At 39.4% G+C, this 21,800-nt stretch carries 24 protein-coding genes, 1 tRNA gene and 1 other RNA gene; 3 read left to right on the top strand and 23 right to left on the bottom strand.

The annotated features are described in order from the left end of the window. The 7 genes from EL210_RS13560 to EL210_RS07015 all read right to left on the bottom strand — a co-directional run bounded on the left by EL210_RS13560 (position 1) and on the right by EL210_RS07015 (position 6,310). Positions 1-147, bottom strand: coding sequence for a hypothetical protein (locus EL210_RS13560; RefSeq protein ID WP_018920122.1), 147 nt, complete (start codon positions 145-147; stop codon positions 1-3). Between the two features lie 14 nt (positions 148-161). Next, on the bottom strand, positions 162-1,274 hold the full coding sequence (gene prfA / locus EL210_RS07040; RefSeq protein ID WP_018920121.1) for a peptide chain release factor 1: 1,113 nt from the start codon (positions 1,272-1,274) through the stop codon (positions 162-164). A 324-nt stretch (positions 1,275-1,598) separates the two neighbouring features. After that, positions 1,599-2,762 (bottom strand): AIR synthase-related protein, encoded by a 1,164-nt coding sequence (locus tag EL210_RS07035; RefSeq protein ID WP_025879515.1) that lies wholly within the window; start codon positions 2,760-2,762, stop codon positions 1,599-1,601. 19 nt (positions 2,763-2,781) lie between these two features. Continuing rightward, positions 2,782-3,528 carry a shikimate dehydrogenase family protein gene (locus tag EL210_RS07030; RefSeq protein ID WP_018920119.1) on the bottom strand — a complete coding sequence of 249 codons (747 nt, stop codon included), beginning with the start codon at positions 3,526-3,528 and terminating at the stop codon, positions 2,782-2,784. 23 nt (positions 3,529-3,551) lie between these two features. Then, entirely contained in the window at positions 3,552-4,286 is a 735-nt protein-coding gene (gene ubiE / locus EL210_RS07025) for a bifunctional demethylmenaquinone methyltransferase/2-methoxy-6-polyprenyl-1,4-benzoquinol methylase UbiE (RefSeq protein WP_018920118.1), read from the bottom strand. An 18-nt stretch (positions 4,287-4,304) separates the two neighbouring features. Next, entirely contained in the window at positions 4,305-5,255 is a 951-nt protein-coding gene (locus tag EL210_RS07020; protein WP_018920117.1) for a phosphoribosylaminoimidazolesuccinocarboxamide synthase, read from the bottom strand. 8 nt (positions 5,256-5,263) lie between these two features. Further along, the gene (locus tag EL210_RS07015; RefSeq protein WP_018920116.1) at positions 5,264-6,310 is read right to left on the bottom strand and encodes a PhoH family protein; all 1,047 of its coding nucleotides are present in this window, start codon (positions 6,308-6,310) and stop codon (positions 5,264-5,266) included. Between the two features lie 106 nt (positions 6,311-6,416). Between EL210_RS07015 and EL210_RS07010 the strand changes: the two genes are divergently transcribed. The 3 genes from EL210_RS07010 to EL210_RS13555 all read left to right on the top strand — a co-directional run bounded on the left by EL210_RS07010 (position 6,417) and on the right by EL210_RS13555 (position 8,020). Continuing rightward, positions 6,417-7,226, top strand: a complete 810-nt coding sequence (locus EL210_RS07010) for a DUF5715 family protein (protein WP_018920115.1) — start codon at positions 6,417-6,419, stop codon at positions 7,224-7,226. A gap of 494 nt (positions 7,227-7,720) precedes the next feature. Continuing rightward, positions 7,721-7,891 (top strand): FeoB-associated Cys-rich membrane protein, encoded by a 171-nt coding sequence (locus EL210_RS07005; RefSeq protein ID WP_018920114.1) that lies wholly within the window; start codon positions 7,721-7,723, stop codon positions 7,889-7,891. Between the two features lie 58 nt (positions 7,892-7,949). Further along, positions 7,950-8,020: transfer RNA gene (locus tag EL210_RS13555), tRNA-Cys, on the top strand. A 33-nt stretch (positions 8,021-8,053) separates the two neighbouring features. On the opposite strand, the gene EL210_RS07000 is transcribed toward EL210_RS13555, so the two are convergent. From EL210_RS07000 to EL210_RS06925, 16 genes are all read right to left on the bottom strand, one after another. Further along, complete coding sequence (locus EL210_RS07000; RefSeq protein WP_018920113.1) at positions 8,054-8,491, bottom strand: hypothetical protein; 438 nt, start codon at positions 8,489-8,491, stop codon at positions 8,054-8,056. Positions 8,492-8,527: 36 nt separating this feature from the next. Beyond that, an RNA gene (gene rnpB / locus EL210_RS06995) (RNase P RNA component class A) lies at positions 8,528-8,936 on the bottom strand. Between the two features lie 266 nt (positions 8,937-9,202). Then, positions 9,203-10,090, bottom strand: coding sequence for a 4-hydroxy-tetrahydrodipicolinate synthase (dapA, locus tag EL210_RS06990; RefSeq protein ID WP_018920112.1), 888 nt, complete (start codon positions 10,088-10,090; stop codon positions 9,203-9,205). Between the two features lie 108 nt (positions 10,091-10,198). Then, positions 10,199-11,116, bottom strand: coding sequence for a DMT family transporter (locus tag EL210_RS06985; protein ID WP_018920111.1), 918 nt, complete (start codon positions 11,114-11,116; stop codon positions 10,199-10,201). Positions 11,117-11,124: 8 nt separating this feature from the next. Further along, a complete protein-coding gene (gene truA, locus EL210_RS06980) occupies positions 11,125-11,856 on the bottom strand; it encodes a tRNA pseudouridine(38-40) synthase TruA (RefSeq protein ID WP_018920110.1) in 732 nt (243 codons plus the stop codon). A 4-nt stretch (positions 11,857-11,860) separates the two neighbouring features. Next, entirely contained in the window at positions 11,861-12,310 is a 450-nt protein-coding gene (locus EL210_RS06975) for a hypothetical protein (protein ID WP_018920109.1), read from the bottom strand. Between the two features lie 7 nt (positions 12,311-12,317). Then, positions 12,318-12,680, bottom strand: coding sequence for a hypothetical protein (locus EL210_RS06970; RefSeq protein ID WP_004376295.1), 363 nt, complete (start codon positions 12,678-12,680; stop codon positions 12,318-12,320). A gap of 50 nt (positions 12,681-12,730) precedes the next feature. After that, complete coding sequence (locus EL210_RS06965) at positions 12,731-13,270, bottom strand: RNA polymerase sigma factor (protein ID WP_018920108.1); 540 nt, start codon at positions 13,268-13,270, stop codon at positions 12,731-12,733. After that, positions 13,270-14,754 (bottom strand): L,D-transpeptidase family protein, encoded by a 1,485-nt coding sequence (locus EL210_RS06960; protein ID WP_458693807.1) that lies wholly within the window; start codon positions 14,752-14,754, stop codon positions 13,270-13,272. The genes EL210_RS06965 and EL210_RS06960 overlap by 1 nt, the downstream gene beginning before the upstream one ends. Positions 14,755-14,883: 129 nt before the next feature. Further along, positions 14,884-15,195, bottom strand: a complete 312-nt coding sequence (locus EL210_RS06955; protein WP_004375161.1) for a T9SS type A sorting domain-containing protein — start codon at positions 15,193-15,195, stop codon at positions 14,884-14,886. A 785-nt stretch (positions 15,196-15,980) separates the two neighbouring features. Then, positions 15,981-16,895 carry a ribonuclease Z gene (locus EL210_RS06950; RefSeq protein WP_018920106.1) on the bottom strand — a complete coding sequence of 305 codons (915 nt, stop codon included), beginning with the start codon at positions 16,893-16,895 and terminating at the stop codon, positions 15,981-15,983. A 73-nt stretch (positions 16,896-16,968) separates the two neighbouring features. Continuing rightward, on the bottom strand, positions 16,969-17,529 hold the full coding sequence (locus EL210_RS06945) for a lipocalin-like domain-containing protein (protein ID WP_025879512.1): 561 nt from the start codon (positions 17,527-17,529) through the stop codon (positions 16,969-16,971). 10 nt (positions 17,530-17,539) lie between these two features. Next, complete coding sequence (gene mazG, locus EL210_RS06940; RefSeq protein ID WP_018920104.1) at positions 17,540-18,436, bottom strand: nucleoside triphosphate pyrophosphohydrolase; 897 nt, start codon at positions 18,434-18,436, stop codon at positions 17,540-17,542. Positions 18,437-18,522: 86 nt separating this feature from the next. Continuing rightward, positions 18,523-19,872, bottom strand: a complete 1,350-nt coding sequence (gene tilS / locus EL210_RS06935; protein ID WP_018920103.1) for a tRNA lysidine(34) synthetase TilS — start codon at positions 19,870-19,872, stop codon at positions 18,523-18,525. Next, positions 19,862-21,043, bottom strand: coding sequence for a class I SAM-dependent rRNA methyltransferase (locus EL210_RS06930; protein WP_018920102.1), 1,182 nt, complete (start codon positions 21,041-21,043; stop codon positions 19,862-19,864). Before EL210_RS06930 ends, tilS begins: the two co-directional genes overlap by 11 nt. 61 nt (positions 21,044-21,104) lie before the next feature. After that, positions 21,105-21,776, bottom strand: a complete 672-nt coding sequence (locus tag EL210_RS06925; protein WP_025879511.1) for a 3'-5' exonuclease — start codon at positions 21,774-21,776, stop codon at positions 21,105-21,107. Between the last annotated feature and the right edge of the window lie 24 nt (positions 21,777-21,800).

The following is a 21,800-nucleotide window of genomic DNA, read 5'->3' as shown; positions in this document are numbered from 1 at the left end:
TTATTTCTGTTTTTCAGTTTTTGGCAACTCTGTTTTGACCTTCTCCTTTCGATGAGTAGAAATCATGAGCCGCATAAAATCATCAGCCTGAATTGTACGTTCCTGCTGCTCCTGATCCTCATTCTTCTTTGTATATTTAATGCCCATCTCCGTTTGATAGTTTAAAGTTCATTTTCTTTAAGCTTTTCAGCGTTTTCTGCTACAGTCAATGCATCGATCATATCCTGAATATTTCCACCCAAGAAACCTTGAAGATCATGTGTCGTATAACCAATTCTATGGTCTGTTACGCGCCCTTGTGGGAAGTTGTAGGTTCTGATTTTGGCCGATCGGTCACCTGTTGAGACCAAACTTTTCCTTCTGCTTGCAATATCATCAACATACTTCTGATGTTCGCGGTCATGAATAAAAGTATAGAGGCGACTCAAAGCACGCTCTTTATTCTTGGGTTGATCACGCGTTTCTGTACATTCAATCAATATCTCTTCAACCTCACCAGTGTTAGGATTCTTCCAGGGATAGCGCAAACGGACACCGGACTCCACTTTATTAACGTTCTGACCACCGGCACCACTTGAGCGGAAGGTATCCCACTTGATGTCTCCCTCATTGATATTCACTTCAAATTTATCAGCTTCAGGCAACACGGCAACAGTAGCTGCACTGGTCTGCATACGGCCGTTTGACTCTGTCACAGGCACACGTTGAACACGATGGACACCACTTTCATATTTCATTGTACCATATACATCTGTGCCACTGATAGCAAAATCGATCTCTTTATATCCACCTACAGCTCCCTCTGAAACATCAGTGACACTGAGTGTCCAGCCCTTCATGTCGCAAAAGCGCTTATATATGTTGAACAGATCCCCTGCAAATAAAGCTGCTTCATCACCACCTGTTCCTGCACGTATCTCCATTTGAACATTCTTTGCATCCTCAGGATCCTTGGGGATTAAGAGTAGTTTTATCTCTTCTTCCAATTGCGGTTGGAGAGTTTCGTTCTGCTGTAACTCTTCACGAGCCATATCTTTCATGTCGCTATCGCTCTCATTCGCAAGTATATCCTTTGCTTCACGGATAGAATCGAGGCATGCTATGTATCGCTTTCGGGCGTTCATGATATCGCCTAAATCTTTCCATTCCTTGGTAAGCTTTACATAACGTGTCTGATCAGCAATTACATCTGGGTCGGTAATCAACGTACTAACCTCTTCAAAACGGCTTTCAAGGCCGTCTAACTTTTCAAGTATACTATTATTTTCTGGCATATTATTTTAATTTTACTTATGATATCATGTTGTGAATTCGGTTTAAACATCTATCTTTCTGCTTCCAAGGGGTTGGAAAGCCGCTTTTTTCAGTTTTCTGTTCATCCAAGGGGTTGGAAAGCCACTTTTTTCAGTTTTCTGCTCATCCAAGGGGTTGGAAAGCCATTTTTTTCAGTTTTCTGCTCATCCAAGGGGTTGGAAAGCCATTTTTTCCAGTTTTCTGCTCTTCCAAGGGGTTGGAAAGCCGTTTTTTATTTTTTACCCCATCAAAACCCAAACAGATTCTTAAACAGAATTCACGTATATAATGTTGTGGCAGAGTATTCAATATTCGAAAGTCCCAAACTCGGAATGAATAGTGAGACTACGCTTTCCTTCCTCTATATGGCCAACAACCTGTGCTTCAATATTAAAGCTTTTACTGATGGTTATCACCTTATCTGCAATCTCCGGACGCACGAATATTTCCATTCGATGTCCCATATTGAACACTTGATACATTTCTTTCCAATCTGTTCCAGAACAATCCTGAATGGCTTTGAACAATGGAGGAGTAGGGAACATGTTATCTTTTATCGCTTTGCAATTGTCACCAATGAAGTGTAAAAGCTTTGTCTGCGCACCTCCTGTACAATGTACCATACCATGAACTTCTGGACGAAGCTCGTCCAAAAGCTTCTTGATAACAGGCGCATAGGTACGAGTGGGAGAGAGCACAAGCTTTCCTGCATTAATTGGGCTACCTTCCACGGCATCTTCAAACTTGTACTTTCCACTATAAACCAATTCTTCCGGTACTGCATGGTCATAGCTCTCCGGATAACGTTCTGCCAGATATTTTGCAAACACATCATGTCGGGCACTGGTCAATCCATTGCTGCCCATGCCACCATTATACTGCTTCTCATAAGTAGCCTGTCCTGTAGAACTAAGACCAACGATTACATCTCCAGGGCGTATATTGGCATTGTCTATGACATCACTTCGCTTCATGCGACAAGTAACGGTTGAGTCAACAATAATCGTTCTGACAAGATCTCCGACATCAGCAGTCTCTCCACCGGTAGGGTAAATGCCGATACCCATATTTCTCATTTCAGCAAGTAACTCATCTGTTCCATTGATGATGGCTGATATAACCTCGCCGGGAACCAACATTTTATTTCGCCCAATTGTACTTGAAACAAGGATATTATTCACAGCGCCAACACACAAAAGATCATCTGTGTTCATGACAATTGCATCCTGTGCAATACCTTTCCAAACGCTAAGGTCACCAGTTTCTTTCCAATACATATAGGCTAATGACGACTTTGTTCCCGCACCGTCAGCATGCATGATATTACAGTATTCAGGATCATTTCCTAAGATATCAGGGATGATTTTGCAGAAAGCCTGCGGGAAAAGACCTTTATCTATATTCTTAATAGCATTATGAACATCTTCCTTGGCAGCACTGACACCACGCATCATATATCTATTATCCATATCTCTTGTCATATAAAATTTATTCTTTTCTATTCCAAAATTTCCAACTTTCAAAGGCTTGAAGCAGCAACATTTCCAAGCCATTCTTTACTGTAGCTCCATATTCTGCTCCCTTATGCATAAACAAGGTCTCATCCGGATTATAAATCAAATCATAAAGTAAAGTATGGCTGTCCATAGCTTCATAGGGTAGGGTGGGACATTCGTCTGCTTTAGGATACATGCCACATGGAGTACAATTTACAATCACCTTATATTCTTGGAGTAATTGAGGCGTAACAGATTGGTACTGTATAGTGCCTGGACGCTCAAACCTACTGACCAATAATGTTTCTAATCCAAGAGATTCCAAACCGTATTTAATAGCTTTAGAGGCACCGCCGGTACCTAAGATTAAGGCCTTTTTATGGCATCTCTCTAAAAGAGGTTCTATGCTTTTAGTAAAGCCAATGACATCACTATTGTAACCTTTCATGAATGTTTTATTCCCATTATGGCTCACTCTAATAACATTGACCGCTCCAATGTTCTTTGCTTCAGGACTGAGTTCATCAAGAAAATCTATTATCTTTTCCTTATAAGGTATGGTCACATTCAGGCCTTTGAGGTCTGGGTTCTGAGCAATAATTTCAGGAAGACAATCCAAACTTGGTATTTCAAAGTTGCAGTATTGTGCATCAATACCTTCATTTTGAAATTTTTCATTGAAGAACCCTATAGAAAAGGAATGTCCGAGTGGGTATCCTATAAGACCATATTTATCCATAGTTGATAGGTGAGATTTAATTCTTACTTCGTTGCAAAATACATTGTACAAATACCAAAGGTAAGCCTTTTGAAGCTCGCATTCTTAAAACCAGCTTTCCTAAGGATATCTAACATCACTTCACCTTGCGGAAAAGCCTCTATAGTTTTGGTCAGATAGCTGTATGCACTGGTATCTTTTGAAATTAATTTTCCATATACAGGGAGTATCGTATGTGAGTATAACTTAAACAATTGCTTCATGGGGAAACTCACAGGTGTAGTTAATTCCACAATGCTTAGATGACCATTAGGCTTCAAGACACGATACATCTCACTCAAACCTTGGTCAAGATTCTGAAAATTACGGATGCCGAAAGCAGCCGTAACAGCATCGAAAGAATTATCATCGAATGACAAGTGTGTACAATCATCCTTTTTGAAAGAAACAATATGCTGTAGCCCTTCAGCTTCAACTTTCTTCTGTCCGATCTTCATCATCCCCTCGCTGATATCTATTCCAATCATTCTTTGAGGGCGAAGTTCTTTTGCAGACAATATAGCAAAGTCACCTGTACCCGTTGCAATATCCAAAATTGCTTTCGGTTGAAAGGGCAAAAGCTGGCGAATTGCTTTCTTTCGCCAGCCTTTATCTATATCCCAAGAGAGACGGTGATTTAGCGTATCATATGTCGGGGCAATGTTATCAAACATTTCCTCAACCAACTTTCCTTTCTCACCCTCCTTACCGTAAGGCTTTATCTCTTCTTGTTTATACATGCAATGCCTTTAAATAAATTATCTGACTGTCTTCAGATAAGTTGCAACATTATTTTCTATTCTCGCTGCAATATCTCCACATTCAATGCTTCTATCAAACTTTTCTCCAGTAATATGCTCATACAGTTCAATGTATCTATCACTAACGCTGTCAGCATATTCGTCAGTAATCTCGGGCATTTGCTGTCCTGGTTCATTCATAAAGTTATGCTCAATCAACCATTGACGTACAAATTCCTTTGACAACTGCTTCTGAGGCTTTCCTGCTGCAAGTTTCTCTTCGTAGCCTTCAGCGTAAAAATAACGACTTGAGTCTGGTGTATGGATTTCATCTATCAAATAAATCTTTCCATCACGCTTACCAAATTCATATTTTGTGTCAACCAAAATCAGTCCTTGCTTAGCTGCTATTTCCTGTCCACGCTTGAAGAGTTTCTTGGTATAATCCTCTATAATTTCGTAATCTTCTTTTGAAACAATCCCTTGTGCTATAATTTCTTCCTTGGAAATATTCAAGTCGTGCCCCTCATCAGCCTTTGTCGTCGGAGTGACGATTGGCTCAGGGAATTTCTCGTTTTCACGCATTCCATCAGGAAGTTTAACGCCACATAGCTCACGACAACCCTCTTTATAAGAACGCCAAGCACTGCCTGTGAGGATAGAACGGATAATCATCTCAACGCGAAAGCCTTCACATTTAAGCCCAACTGTTACCATAGGGTCAGGAGTTGCCATTTTCCAGTTTGGACAAATGTCACTTGTTGCATCCAGAAATTTAGCAGCAATCTGGTTCAACACTTGTCCCTTGAACGGAATTCCCTTTGGCAAGACCACGTCAAAAGCAGAAATTCTGTCGGTTGCAACCATTACCATTAAATCATCGTTGATGTTATATACATCACGAACTTTACCATGGTAAACACTTTTCTGTCCATCGAAATGGAAATCTGTCTTTGTTAAAGCTTTCATTTTCAATATTAATTAAAGTCGTTGTCTGAATTTTCTAATATTGTATATTCTTCTTCTAAGTTCTGTTTTCTTCGCTCTTTGGGAGGCTTTTGTCTTCTTTCCTCACGCTCCTGATCTTTCACTTTATCAAAAGCATCATAGGCATCAACAATCCGAGTGACAAGCTTGTGCCTTACAATATCTTTCTGGGAAAGATTAATCACGCTTATACCTTCTACTTTGCCAAGAATATGCAATGCTTCCTTAAGACCGTTTTTCTGCTCTTTAGGCAAATCTATTTGAGTCATATCACCCGTGATAATCATCTTCGTATTCCAGCCCATTCTGGTCAGGAACATTCTTATTTGCTGCGGAGTTGTATTCTGAGCTTCATCCAAAATAACTACTGCATCACTTAATGTGCGTCCGCGCATAAAAGCGAGTGGGGCAATCTGAATAACATGTTTTTCCATCATGTCTTGCAATTTGACTGCCGGAATCATATCTTCAAGCGCATCATATAAAGGTTGAAGATAAGGATCAATTTTATCTTTCATGTCGCCAGGCAAGAACCCCAACTTTTCACCAGCTTCGACAGCAGGCCTACTCAAGATGATTTTCTTTGCAGTTTTCTCCTTGAGCGCCTTTACTGCCAGAGCAATACTTAAATAAGTTTTTCCCGTTCCGGCAGGACCAACAGCGAATATCATATCATTTTTAGAAAAGGCATCAACAAGTTTCTGCTGATTTCCCGACCGACTTTTAATCGGTCTTCCCGACACACTGTAAACTAAAACATCCTTAACACCTTCAGCTTTAGTCTTTCTGCCTTTTACAATGTCAAGGATATCTTCATCGGAAATGGAATTATATTTTAGCACATGTCTTTGTATTGAAGCCAAATCTTCCTCTATTTTAGCCATCTCTTCCTCGTCGCCAAGAATTCTAATGACATTGTCCCGCGCAGCAATTCTCAGTTTGGGAAAGAGAGATTTAATCATCTGCAGATGACTGTTATTGACGCCATAGAAAACAACAGGATCAATATCTTCAAGAAATATATGCTTCTCTATCAATGTATGAGCTTCTTAAAATTTACTTGCAAAAGTAGAGTTTTTTTTTGAGATTACAAAATATTTGGTCTATCTTTGCACTGCTGAATAAAAGTTTATTTATAGGGTCATGAAGATTTCCAAAAATCGTTTTTTACAGGGTTTCGGCCTTAGTGTTGTCTTTCTTAGTTTCATTCGATGTCTTTTTCCGTCGATTGCCAACAAGGAAATACACCCAGATGGCATCATGGAGAAATCGAAGTCGCCCCAAACAGACACACTCAACACGCATCAAACAACGGCGCAATATGCTCAAACAAAGTCTTCTCAACTACATGCTTCAACCTTTTTTAATGCTGATGGCTCGGTTGTAAAAAACAGAATTTACAGTGTACCAAACTTCGGTAAGGCATTCCCTGACCAGAACGATGTGCAACTTCTGTCTGCTCAGGCATTAGGTGTTAATCCGGTTGCAAACCGTGAAGAGGCAGAAAACAGAAAGGAAGAACTTGTATATGTTGGTGGAAATCCATATTATTATGTTGACAACTTAAAGTCAAGTATTCCTTATCTGGTGCCCAAAGCCGCCATACTGTTGCAGGATATCGGGCACAACTTTTTTGATTCATTGCAAACTAAAGGCATCCCTTTGCATAAGATTATCATCACGAGTGTCATGCGTTCTAAAGAGGATGTAGATAAACTTCGAAACCATAATGGCAATGCAACAGTAAACAGTTGTCATCTTTATGGAACAACGGTAGATATTTGTTACAATAGATATAAAACTGTAGAAGCACCAAATGAAAAGCATCGTTCTGTACAGAATGACACACTGAAATGGGTTCTCAGCGAGGTATTGAACGACATGAGAAAACAAAACCGCTGCCACATCAAGTACGAAGTTCATCAAGGTTGTTTTCATCTTACCGTGAAATAGGGTGAATATATTAAAAGTTATCTTTCATATATCGTTAATTTATCATAATGATGATTATATAATAAAACATAAGTTAGACGATAACACAATACATACCGCATTTACATCTGAATAAACATAGCTTATCATCAAAATTATCCTGAATTTCAATATCGTTCAGGTTAGTTTTTAATTTGCATCAGATTAGCGTGTGATTTGCATCAGAATACAGTGCAATTAGCATCATATGACAGCATAACTTGACGCAAATTAAAAATCATCATATAACACTTTGATTTCCAATATTTTGGAACATAGTTTCCATTACGATGGATAAAAAGAAAAATAACTCATTGAATGAAAATCATTAAAAATGAGGATTGCATATCTAACGGCAAAGAATTATCTTTGCAAACAAATGAATTGATGAATTGATTATTAGAAAACTGGTTGATTATACGGGCAGACTTTATATATGTAAAAAATGTATAATTCTGTCCGTTTATTTTTAATGAATGGGAATACTCATACAATATATTATCATCTTTCTGGTTATAGCTTTGGCAGTTACATTCGCTATAAGAGGCATCTATAAATCTATAAACCAGAATATTAAGTGCAAAGACTACAAATGTGCAGGCTGTGCATTTTATGATAAATGCAAAAAGGAACGAAAAAAACAGTAGATATATTTGGTCAAATAGTTTTTTTGTTATACCTTTGCAACCGCAAATCAGCAATTATGGCACCTTGGCCGATCGGTTAGGTAACGGTCTGCAAAACCGTGTAGAGCAGTTCGACTCTGCTAGGTGCCTCTTGAAACTTGGGATAGATAATCCCAAGTTTTTTTATTTCAAATGCTTATCTCGGTATGAAAGCACTTGCACTATATATGCTTCATGGTCCTCATCATACAATTTTGCAAGCCTTTTACGAATGAGAAAGTTCATGAACAGCTTAAGAAGTCCAAAAAGAAACGCACCCCCTACCCCGCATACAATCGCTGTATATGGTCCAAACGGTAAATTCTTTTCAGGGAATAATGAAGCTATAAAAATGGGAATGACGACAAAAATTCCTAACAGTGTCAGCTGAAAGCGTTCACTTCCCATACTGTCAAGAATGGATTGCTTATCAAAGAGATAAGATAACAACGACTCTTTGGTCACTCCGTAATCTTTCATCTGTGGGAAGTTTTGTGAGTCTCCCCACGTGTTAACAACTCTCAAAATGGATTGTTGTAGGTCATCTACCTTGTAATCAGTCTCGTTTAATGTAAAATTCATATTGAAAGTGATTTGGAGTTATAACGAAAAGAAAAAGAAAGCAGCGCCCTGATAAGCCGGGTTCTGTATTCATCACGAAGATGAAGCCCTGTTATTTATCTAATCCATGAGTCACCCCACGGCTTAAGCATTCTACCCTCCGTAGCGGATTCGAAATCCTTCAGGCGGACAACCCTCAGTCTACGGTATACATGAACTTGCAGCCTCCAGATGACACAGCCTGACGATCACCCGTCAGCTGGTGGTCTCTTACACCACCTTCTCACCCTTACCACAAAAAGACTTGACCGGAAAACCAGTCAGTATCCCAATTTATGGCGGTTGTTTTCTTCTGTCGACACCTACTGTCACCAATAGCTTCTATTTTCAGAAGTGGAGTATCCTATGCTGCCCGGACTTTCCTCTCGCATATGAAATTATGCCAGCAACAGAGCCGGGACACTGCTTTCTGCCTGCAAAGATAAAGGAAAATAAGGGTATGACAAAATAAATAGATAACTTTATTGATCGCAAACTAAAAAGATTGATTGCCTCACGACAACCAATCTTTTCTTTAACCTTAATAATCTAATACCATGAAAAACACAATGCAAAGATAACTATTATTCTGTATTTCACAAAAGAAATACAGACTTTTTCCTTTGTGTTCATGTGTCTTTTAGCGTTTTTAAAGAGAAATTAATCTGTTAACTCTCTTCATTTAAGTTTCTATCAAATTCTTAACTCTTTCAGAATGTCGGCCATCTTCTGCTTTGTTGTTATGGTTGTTGGAACAAGCGGAAGCCGAAGCACATTCTCAATCATCCCCATATCATTCAGCAATGCCTTACAACCTGCAGGATTACCGTCAACGAACAGTAAGGAATAAAGTTCGGTAAACATGTGGTGTATCTTACGTGCCGGCTCATATTCCCCCTTAAACTCAAGACGTATCATGCGGCTGAATTCCCGAGGAAGTGCATTTCCAATCACAGAGATAACACCTGCTGCACCACTCGCTATCATAGAGAATGTCAAGGCATCATCACCACTGATAACATCAAAATAATCAGGTTTATTCTTAATAATCTCATCCACTTGCTCAAGACTTCCACTGGCCTCTTTCACTGCAATGATATTAGAAAAGTCTCTGGCCAACTTTACAGTTGTTTCAGCTTTCATATTAATTCCCGTACGACCAGGAACATTATAGAGGACTATTGGTAACGGACTAACTTCTGCTATCGCTTTGAAATGCTGATAAAGACCTTCCTGAGAAGGTTTGTTATAATATGGACAAATGCTAAGGATACCGTCAATTCCAGTCCAATTTGTAGTCTTAATCTCTTCAACAACCGCAGCAGTATTATTGCCTCCACAATATTTAAGAATTGGAATTCGGCCTCTTACAATGTCTTTTATAAATGCCGTAAGTTCTTCTTTCTCCTGAGCTGTCAGACAAGGAGCCTCTCCTGTTGTAGCTAAAATGCACAGAAAATCAGCACCGTTAGCCAACTGATATTCCAAAAGACGCTTCAATGATTTGTAGTCAACCTTACCATCTAAGGTGAAAGGTGTTATCAAGGCAATTCCTAAGCCCTTGAAAATGTTACGTGCCATGCTATATTGTTTTACGATCAATCTTGTCTACAAAGATACAAGTTTTATATCAAAAAGCAAAGATAATCTGACAAATTAATTCAACAACACACCTCTATCCCACCCTAACTATCTTGAACCAATATAGAGGAATATCATACCAAGCAGGACAAGTGCCAAGTCGAATGCTTTAGCTTTGAGATTCTTTTCATGGAAAAATAGTGCTCCAAAAAGGAAACTCACCAACACACTGCCTCGACGTATCATGCTGATTATGGATATCATTGCACCAGGTAAGCTTAACGCATAGAAATAAACAAAGTCGGCAACACATAAGAACAAGGAGATTAAAACTACAGTCCAATCCCAATGAAAAGGTGTTGTGCGTTTTCGAGTAGGCCACCATAGCAGGAGCATCACGCTTCCCATCATCCCCATCTGATAGATGTTATACCAGCTTTGAACCATCATCCTGTCTATACCTACACCACCATTCTGCGGACTTGCCATCAGATATTTGTCATAGAGTCCACTAATTGCCCCCAATAGTGCAGCAAACACGAGGAAATATATCCACTTGTTATGCTTGAAATTAATTCCTTCTTTCCTGCCACTCTTACTTAACAGCAAGAAAGACACCACAGCAAGGGCCACACCTATCCATTGCCAGCCATTCAATCGCTCACCAAATACCAATAAAGCTCCAACAAGAACCATCACCGGACGAGTGGCATTAATCGGCCCAACAATTGTCAAAGGCAAATGTTTCATGGCAAAATAGCCGAAAATCCAACTGGACAAGACAATTAAACTCTTTAGAAGAATGAAGCGATGCACTTCCCAACCTCCTTGTGATACAAAGAATATACTGCCTTCTAAAATCCGAGTAAACGAAGACAAAAAGATAAAAGGCAAGAATATTAATGAAGAAAAAACAGTATTCAAAAATAATATTGGGATGACAGCATTGTCATGAAGTGCCTTTTTCTTAAACGAATCATAAAATCCCAACAGTGTTGCTGAAAGGAATGCTAATAGTAACCACATTTTTTAATTCAATATTCTATGTTCTCCAAGAACAAAGCATGACCAGGCATACTCTCTCCTGCATTACTTCGATCACCTTCTTGTAAGATGTAATCCAAATCATCAAGCGAAATATGATGACGTCCCAAAAGAAACAGAGTCCCCACGGTTGCACGCACCATATTTCTTAAAAAGCGATTAGCTGTAATCTCAAAGTACCACGAAATAGCAGAAGTCTGCACCCATTTGCATTCTCTTATAGTACACAGTGTGGACTTATTGTCGGCTCCGGTCTTGCAGAATGCTGCAAAATCTGTGTGACTTTTCAGTAGCTCTGCCCCCTGATTCATCAACTGATAATCGAGTTTATAAGGACTTTCATAGGAATAATGACGCAGAAAAGCATTTTTTTGTGTATGAATGTAGTACCGATACGTGCGCCATTTTGCCGAAAAGCGTGCGTGCATATCCGCTTCCACAGGTATCACTTTATTGATAGTAATATCACGTGGCAACAGCCTATTAAGCCTATACCTCAGCTGTTCTTCTTCTATACTTTTAGGAAAATCAAAATGGGCAACCATCATTCGAGCATGTACTCCCGTGTCAGTACGCCCGGCTCCAACAATCTCTATCTTCTGCCGAAGAAGTTTGGAAAGAGCTTCCTGAAGCTTCTCCTGTACAGAAATACCATTAGGTTGAATTTGCCACCCGTGATAAGCTGAGCCATCATAGCTGAGATAAATGAAATACCTTTGCATCTATTTAGTTTTTCGGACTTTCTAAAATCTGCTTGAAAGCTTGACGATGAAAGCGTTCTTCTGCCTTAATCACTTTCATCACCTTACCTGCAGGAACAACCTTCAAAAGCTTTGCATGATAACGCTGTTGCAATTCTTTCATTTCCAAATCAATTTCATCTAATCGCTTAATCGCTTTATATGACGCTTCATCATCATTGGTATCGACGTGCCGATACATACGCATTTCATCAAAACATCCTCTTAACTTGCGGTGCATCTCACGATAAATCGGGAAGAACTTACTGGCTTCAGCGGGTGTAAAACCTGCAGCTGTCGATACGTATTGCTCCATTTTCATTTCAAAGGCTTTTGGATCGAACTTCGGACGCCCTCTATCTGGAACTTGAGCCACAAGTTGTAATGCTGTAAAAAGCATGACAACAAGGGGTAATAATATTCTTTTCATTTCCATTCTACATTTAATTATCAGAAAGTGTTGCATAGTAATCTTCATTATCCATCATTGCATAATCTGCTATTTGGTCGAATAGTTTATCTCCATTATAGTGTTGTTCTGCCACAGGTGCCTCTATAGAATTCTCAGCTGTCAAGAAACTATTAATGCCCAACACAGAAAATACTGCTACAAAGCAGGCTACTGCCGTATAGCGGAATAATCGAACAAACTTCTTAGAACGGAAAGTTAATACTCGTTTTGTGTCATTTGAGTCTGACAGACTGTTCATTAGGCGGGCACTGAAATCCTCAAAATAACCATCGGGGACGGTAAAAGGCCTGCTCTTTCCAAACTTTTCTAAAAGTTCCTGCTCGTATTTTTCCATATCATTAAATTCCTTTTCTTATCCTTTTGACGTAAAGTGTTTACCAAAGTTTAATCACGCAGCTTTAAAAAATCACAGATTTTTTTCACTGCCAAGTGGTAACTTGCTTTCAAAGCTCCTTCGCTTGTTCCTAAAACTTGACTCATCTCGTTATATTTCATTTCGTCAAAGTAACGCAAATTAAAGACTGTTCGCTGTACTTCCGGCAATGTTGCGATTGCCTCCTGCAGCAGTGCTTGTGTCGCATCACCATCAAAATAGTTATCAGCCAGTAGTCTTATTGCCACACCACCATATTCATCTGTGCTTATTTTATCTTTCTTGGAGCGGAGAAAATCCAGACTTTCGTTGATAGCAATACGATTAATCCATGTAGAAAACTGGGCACGCATTTGGAACTTGTCCATATTACTCCACACCTTTATAAACGTATTCTGCAAGACATCATTTGCATCTTCATGCGCTATGACAATGCGCCTGATACGCCAATATAGCGGCTCGCGATAGTGCTCCACTAATTGAGAAAAGGCATGATATTTAGTCTTTTCGTTCCTCAATGCCTCCAAAATCTCTTTTTCATTGTATTCCATCACTTTACACCAAAGCTTTTGAGGGCATCGAATATAACCTTATCATAGCCATATACATCACTGAAATACTGCAACTTGCCATTCACATCAGGGTAAATTGTGAAATAGGTGATGAAGATAGGTATCTGTGGTTCCACCTTCAGGGAACTGATCAACATGGAGCGCTGCAAAGTATCTGGCTTTTGTTTCCTTATCATTTTCTTTTCTTCTTCAGGCAGCACAGAACTTTCCCCACCTATTTCTGCAGTCATGGAATAATGAAGTTTACGGATTAAACTCTCGTTTTTGTCTTTCAACAAGAATACAGCCAGATCAAAAGGACGCTCTACACGTATGCAACCATGACTCACTCCCCGATTCTCTTGAGAGAAAACGTTATGCCGATTGGTGTCATGTAGAAACACACTGAACGAATTATTGAACCGAAAGATAATCCTTCCCAATGAATTACCGATGCCACCTTTCTGTATCACAAGATAATCTTTGCTGTAGAACATGTCCTGTGTTATTCGATCAAACGGTACTTTCTGTCCTGTTTTACGATCTCTGACAAAGTAACGATGACTATCGAAATATTGTCTGTCACCAAAGTGGTTTGCTATGTTTTTCTCTGTAATGCTACGTGGAATTACCCATTGCGGGTTGATATCCATGCGCATAATACAGCTTGTCAAGAGCGGTGTTTTCGTTTCAGTTGTTCCACATCCTATTTTCATCTCCAACACCTCTCTTCCGTTTACAGCGCGCAAATGGAAAGAAGGAATGTTGACAAGCACATATTTTTGATGCTTGCCTGGCTCATCATAGTATCTCCAGCGACAACGTTCCATATTGCATAATATCCTACTTCGCATCATCTTGTCAGTTGTAACAGCTAACAAGCTTTTCAGTTGGCTATACAATTCACTTTTAGGTTGTATTTCATGAAGAAAACTCCCCACGCTGTCATGGGTGATTTTAGCCAATGCTTCCTTACAGAATTGCTTTCCCACAGTCTTCATTGGAATATCGAAAAGGCCACGATAGCTTACCCGAACGGTGTCTCTTTCATTTCTGTCAAGCTTATTCAGCAAGCGCGAAGGGTTGACTAAACCAAAATTTTGCACGATAGTATAGCGCAGATAAGCTTTCGTCAGATTGTATTCCAAACGGCCCAGAACCTTGTTTATAGCATGCTCTCCCTTATCAAAATCCAACAAATGGAACCTTCTCAAGTCTGCTTCTATTTTGGAAACACTGAATCTACTCTTACTAAATCCCAATTCGTCTACCCTTTGCAGATAGGCAAGTAAAGTGTCAGCCTGATGATTAACCCCTTGACGACTCACCCAAATGAATTCACCACCATGGAGGTAATAACTTTTTGCACGACCATCAACGCCTGTAGTTTCTGTATCGGACAGAGCCACTTGTTCCAAATAATGATGAATACGGTGTGAATTTAATGCGTAGTCGGATGTGTTCAATGCCTCAAAATCTGACAATTGAAGATGCAGATTAGGATTTCTTGACCTATTACTACAAGAACTGAAGAATGCTACAACTAAAAGCAAAAACAAGAATATGCGATACATTGAGTTATCCGTTATGAACAAAACTGATTTTAGGGAATATCAATGTATTGAAACTTTTCTGACAGTTCTACCCACCTTTACGATATAACAGCCCTTGGCCAAGTTCAAATCGAAACGCTTGTCGTTGCTATCCACCCGAAGCGTCATGACACAGACTCCTGCAACATTATAGATATAAAGCACCTGACCGGCGCCCCCTGTAACGCGTAATGTTGTCTGACTAATCGTAATTTCAATCTCATGAGCACCGGGAATGTCCATTGCATTCATATTCTCCGTAGCACCAAACGCTACAGGAGACACCCAAAAGAAAATCGCAAAGAAAAATATTTTAAGTAGAGATTTTGCCATAAACGATTACAATTCTTCAAATTACTGAAACCTTTATTTGTGTACAAAGTTATGGATTTTATTGTAATCCTAAAACAAATTTAACAATAATTAAAGGCATTTTCCTGAAAACATCCTTAAGGATGACTGTCTATCTTAATCGTACAAAACTCTCTCTTTGCGGTGAAGTGGTTTAACAAGGCATAAGACTAAAGAAGATACTTGCAATACAGAAAAAGGGCATATAAAGCTAAACATTTCTTCCTTTCTGTAAATATTACTGCTCGTTTTTAACATTTCAGAGGGACACCAAATAGAAACAAAAGTCACTTTTCAGCGCATGTGTAAAGCCTCTTTATAGCTTCAATGTCTTCATTTCCCTTTCTTTGGCTTACAACTTCAGGCATTATGCGTTGCAATTTGACTCAAAACATACTGCCATTTGCATCAAAACACACGATGAAATGGTACAAATTACGACTTAATTCAACACAAATCACATCGCTTTTTATTGTGATTTTGCCTTGTACTTCTCCTTAAGTTTTATAACAATCTGATAGTCAAGAAATTGTGAAGAGCTAAAAAATAAGCATTATTGAAAGCTTAGGATGCTTTCATTTCAAATCTGTGAATATTATAAAGTCATTTGTAAATAAATTTAGCAAAAGTCAAAATGTAGTGTAAAATTTGGAACTATACATTGCCATATGGCTGATTATGTTAAATTCAAGATGAAGAAATAGCTGATGAGGCAATAATAGTTCATCTCAACGATGTATTTTCTTTTCTTTTTAAATCACCACCTATCAAACGTTAAACACAAGTCCTTCATTTGTTAACCAACTGTTTTTGAAAACAGCTTTGGCTTCATCAAGAAGACATTTGTCATCATCATAGCGGGCACTGAAATGCCCTAACAATAACTTCCCTACATGAGCATCACGCGCCACCGTCGCTGCCTGGCGTGCTGTGGAATGCCAATATAACTGGGCACGCGATGCATTATCTTCTGCATAGGTGCTTTCGTGATAAAGTGTATCTACACCGGTTATCAACTCATGAAGCGTGGGGATATAGCGCGTATCACTACAATAAGCATAGGCTCTTGACGGATCAGCAGGAGTTGTCAGCCTTTCATTGGGAATAATCACGCCCTCAGGTGTTGTCCAATCCATGCCTGTCCGGATGTTATTCAATTGGCTCAAAGGCACTTCATAACAATCAATCATCTCACGATTTATATGTCGCAATTTGGGTTTTTCCCTGAACAAGAAACCACATGTTGGGGTTCTGTGTTCAAGAGGAATTGTTTCAACCGTCAGACTTCGGTCTTCATAAATCACGATTTTCCGGGTTGTATCAATGGGATGAAACTTGACATCAAATCCCAACCCTTTGCAAAAGAAGTCCAATTGGATTTGCAGAATTGGACCTAATGCTTCCGGTGCATACACATGAAAGGGGGCTGTGCGCCCCAACATCCCGAAAGTGCTAATCATACCAATCAATCCAAAACAATGATCTCCATGCAAATGAGAAATAAAAACAGCCTGCAACTTCGTGAAACGTATTTTATTTCGCCTGAGTTGCATTTGCGTTCCCTCACCACAATCAACCATAAAAAGCTTCTCTCTGATTTCAACAACCTGTGAGGAAGCATAGTGACTGAGAGTCGGCAAGGCCGATCCACAGCCGAGAATATGGATTTTAAATGGTTCCATAGCGTAGCTTTTCGAGTATTATATAATGGGGCTTAAACTTAATATTCACGCACATATTGCGTAGATATGAGCCTTACTTTACCCTCTTAAAAGCGAAGATGCCCTCTTTGTTCTCGATATAAAGCGAGTCTGCACCCAAGTTATCTATCATGAAAGTATCCTTATTCAGCAATAATTTGCCATTACAGATCTTCCAAACTGTCCATGGATTTGTCTCAGCCTTTACATTGCTCTTGATCTGTCCGCCCTCAAGTATCTCGAAATTCCTGTCTATACTAACCCATTTTCCAAGCAAAGTAGTCAAGTTAATCACACGCTGTGCAAAGCGTTCGCCATCAACTTCATGACCGATAACCGCCAGACGGTCGCCTGACAAAAGGCCACCTAAAATAACGGTAGAGTCTCTTCCGTCATCCAATGCAGTATATTCAAGCGTGTCACCTAAGTCAGTAATCAATTCAATATTATGCATTGATGTGTTTTCTCCACATACGCCATAAACGGTAGTATCTGCAAAACCAACATCTTCCATACTGTCTTTCATCCCTACATTCGATGCGCTTTGCCTATGCTTGCATGCGACTATACTCATCATGCTCAGCAAGATTACGCCGAAATAAAATAACTTTTTCATATGCTTTAGTTTATATATTGTTTTCTATAGTCTTTGCTTCATTCCACAGTTTATCCATCTCTTCTATAGTCATATCTTTCAGTTGCTTATGCTTTTCCTTTGCTTTTCGTTCCACATATGCAAAGCGATGGATAAACTTCTGATTGGTTCGTTCCAATGCATTATCAGGATTGAGGTGATATAGGCGGGCAGCATTGATAATGCTGAAAAGGAAATCTCCCAATTCTCCGATAGACTTATCTTTGTCTTCTTTCTTCAATTCTACCTCAAGTTCGCCAAGTTCCTCGCGTACTTTGTCCCACACATCTTCCTTTTGTTTCCAATCAAAGCCCACATTTCGTGCCTTGTCCTGTATTCGGTATGCCTTGATGAGAGATGGTAACGACTCAGGAACCCCTGAAAGAACCGTCTTGTTTCCACCACGTTCCTGTTGTTTGCGCTGCTCCCATGTAGTGGAAACCTCTGAAGCTGTCATCGGTTTAGTTGCGTTTCCCTTCTGTTCTTCGTCCTTATAGACAACCTGTCCTTGTGGATTAATTACCATATCGGGATTCGTAACAGTCCAATTTCCACCTTGGTTCCAATCAATGAAATCGTGTCTGAACATTAGTTTGTCTGCCTGTGCATTGCAGACATCAGCAATGTCGAAGTCTCCTGTCTCTTGTCCTAACATGGCATAAAAGACTACATGCTCCATAACATCGCCCAGCTCCTTGCAAATTTCCTTCTGATTGCCTTTTATCAGTGCGTCACATAATTCATATACCTCTTCAATTGTATTTGGACGCAGACTTTCATACGTCTGTTTTCTATCCCAAGGGCACTCTTTTCTAAGCCTGTCCTGTATATCAAGCAAACGTCCAAACGCCTGCATTTTCTCTTCTCTTGTATGACTTCGCTTCTCCATGCCACAAATTTAGACAAAAAATCCAATATATCAAACTACAATGAAATAATTCTATAGAATTGAGCATTCACGTGCTATTGCAAATGTCATTCATTCATAAGAGCCAGAATCAGCACTCCCTTTGTTTGATTCGTAACACCAAAATGGTTGTCAATTCTTCGTCCGACAATCCATAGTAGCTTTCCTTTAGCATCTTCAATAACGATTTGTCGTTGTTTATCTACTAATGACAGCTTCAGGTCAGTCAAGTAATCACTGACCAATTTACTACCTGCCATACCAAAAGGATGAAATCTATCTCCTTGCCGTGCATAACGGATTATCAAAGGGAAAAACACCTTTTCGGCATCTATAGTTATTTTATCAGGGTCGTGACTTGGCTTGAATTCAGGGGTTATAACATGTGATGTGATATTAAATTTAACTTTATCATCCCAAACGTAGCACCCTGTTTCCGGCACTTTTAAAACCTTATTTGACGCATCCAAAAGCGGGGCTATAACAAGCGTTCCTCTATCAATAACGGCTTCATGCGTATTCGATAACCACTTTTTCCCTGTCGGTGCATCAAGTGAGTATGCCATATTCTCAATCTGAGCAGATGAAAACGAAAAATTCTTCAGAATGGTATATAGTGTCTGCTCCGGCGAAATTTCACGTTCTAATTTGTCTATATCCACAACATATCGGTCAGCCTTACGAACTAAAGTCACCCTCTCAACACTCTCTTGCAAGGCATTATCAAACACTTTTGCTGCATCATTCAAATGTTTAGCAGTTAAAGTTATACTTTCTGATACCGAAGGATTTATCTCACGCAACAATGGTAATACTTTCAATCTTATCTTATTACGTTTGATGTCTGCAATAAGATTGCTGCTATCAGTGATAAAAGTCTGCTGAATAGAAGAAAGATAATTCTCTATATCATTGCGTGTCATTGGCAATAAAGGACGTATAACATGACCGTTCTTTGGCTTAATTCCTTGCAAACCGTGAATGCCGGTGCCACGTATTAAATTTAACAATACAGTTTCAACAGTGTCATCCTGATGATGTGCCACAAGTATAGCGTCAGCACAGATATCCTTTCTTAACTGTTCAAAATATTGATAACGCAGTTCACGTGCAGCCATTTCAATACTGATATGATGAAGTTCTGCATACTCTCTTGTATCAAAATGAACTCGATGAAATGGGACTTTTTGTGAGTTACACAGTTCTTCACAGAAGCGTTCATCACGTTCTGATTCTTCACCTCGTAATTGAAAATTACAATGAATGACTGCAATATGATAGCCAAGTTCAATCATGACCCGAAGTAGGGCAACACTATCACAGCCCCCGCTCAAGGCAACAAGATAAAAACCTCCAGGCTTCAGCAGAAGGTTTCTATCTATGAACAACTTAATTCTATGAGCAAAACTACTCAACATATAAAACTAAACCTTTCAGATATTCCCCCTCCGGATGATAGATGTTGATAGGATGATCTGCCGGTTGATGCAGCTGATGAAGTATCCTCACCTTGCGACCAGCCTGTGCTGCTGCTGTAAATACAGCATTACGAAAATGTTCTTTCGATACAACTTGTGAACAACTGAAAGTAAATAAAATGCCACCGTGCTTGATACGTTGCAGACCTTTTACATTCAAACGTGTATAACCTTTCAATGCATTGCGTAAAGCTGCACGATGTTTGGCAAAAGCCGGTGGATCAAGGATTATCAAATCGTACTTGTTATCATTATTATCCAAGTATTTGAAAGCATCCTCACAAAATGCTTCATGACGCAAATCATCTGGAAAATTCAAGGCTATATTTCGGTTTGTCAATTCAACAGCCTTTGCACTGCTATCCACAGAATGAACTAATTTGGCTTGACCTCGCATGGCATATACAGAGAAGCCACCTGTATAACAAAACATATTCAGCACGCTTTTCCCTTTTGCATAATGCTCTAAAAGGTTTCGATTTTCCCGTTGATCAACAAAAAAACCGGTCTTTTGACCACGAAGCCAGTCTACATGGAACTTCAAGCCATTCTCTATAGCAATATCATTATCCGTTTCACCATACATGAAACCATTCTCTTGTCCAAGTTCTGCTTTGAAGGGAAGTGTTGTCTCGCTTTTATAATAAACATGCTTAATACGCTCCCCCATTACTTTAATCAGTGCCCGGCAGATTTCTTCACGGCACACGTGCATGCCTACACTGTGCGCTTGCATGACTGCAGTTTCGCCATAACAATCAATTACTAAGCCTGGAAGATAGTCTCCTTCGCCATGTACCAAACGATAAGTATTATTCACATTATTATCTGCAATCCCAACATTTTGGCGCATTTTCAAAGCACTACTCAGTCGATCGCACCAGAAATCATAACTGATTTCCACCTTTGAAAACGTCAATACACGTATAGCAATCGACCCAATTTGATAATGTCCAACCGCAATAAACTCATTTGAAGCCGTGAATATATTGACAAGTTCCCCCTCCTCTATATTATCATCCATATGATGAATTGCCCCTGAAAAAATCCAAGGATGAAAACGATTCAATGATTCCTCTTTCCCTTTTTTAAGATAGATTGACTTATACATAAGTATTTTAGAATTTCAATTGATTAATAAAGCCTCTGAACGAGCTATTATCACCATTTCATTATGCTAATTTAGCCATTGCTTTTTCTGTTGGAGTCCCCTCTGACCTGCTGGGTTCTACAGGTACAACAAGTTTATACTCCTTGGTTTTATACAGCCGTCTGATTTCTTCATATAGTTTTATACACGTCCAGGCATCCGTCGCTGCATATTGCTTTTGCTTGTCAGTAAGCACTCCGGCTTCCCAGTTTGTAAGACGCTGCCGCTTGCTAATCTTCTGATGAAAGATATTGGCATAGAGTTTTTGAAGACTTAAATCTTTTATTCCTATCTTTCCAACGATGTCCTGTAAATCAATAAAATAACCTGGTTCAAACTCTGAACGACGGTGAAGAGAAAGGATATCATCATGCCATGACAATCCAATTTTTGGAACAGTTCTGTCTTCCAAGAGTCTGATTACCGATGCTGGCATTCCTATATCATTAAGTCTGAAAAGAAAACATGTGTCACGTGAAGCCACTTGAAGCAAGGCTACTTTGTGCTGTTCACCTTTATGAAAGGTCGGTCTTGTCTCGGTATCAACGCCCAAAATATCACATGACAGCAGATAATCAACAGCTTTATCTGCATCGGCCTCACTGATAACAGTTATGATTCTTCCTGGAAATTGAGCCGCAGGAAGGGCAGTTATCAGTCTCTTATCGAACTTACTATATATTGTTTTCTTCATCATTAAATACATAACTCTAATTTG

Source organism: Segatella oris (assembly GCF_900637655.1).
Lineage (GTDB): Bacteria > Bacteroidota > Bacteroidia > Bacteroidales > Bacteroidaceae > Prevotella > Prevotella oris.
This window is presented reverse-complemented; position numbering and strand designations above follow the sequence as displayed.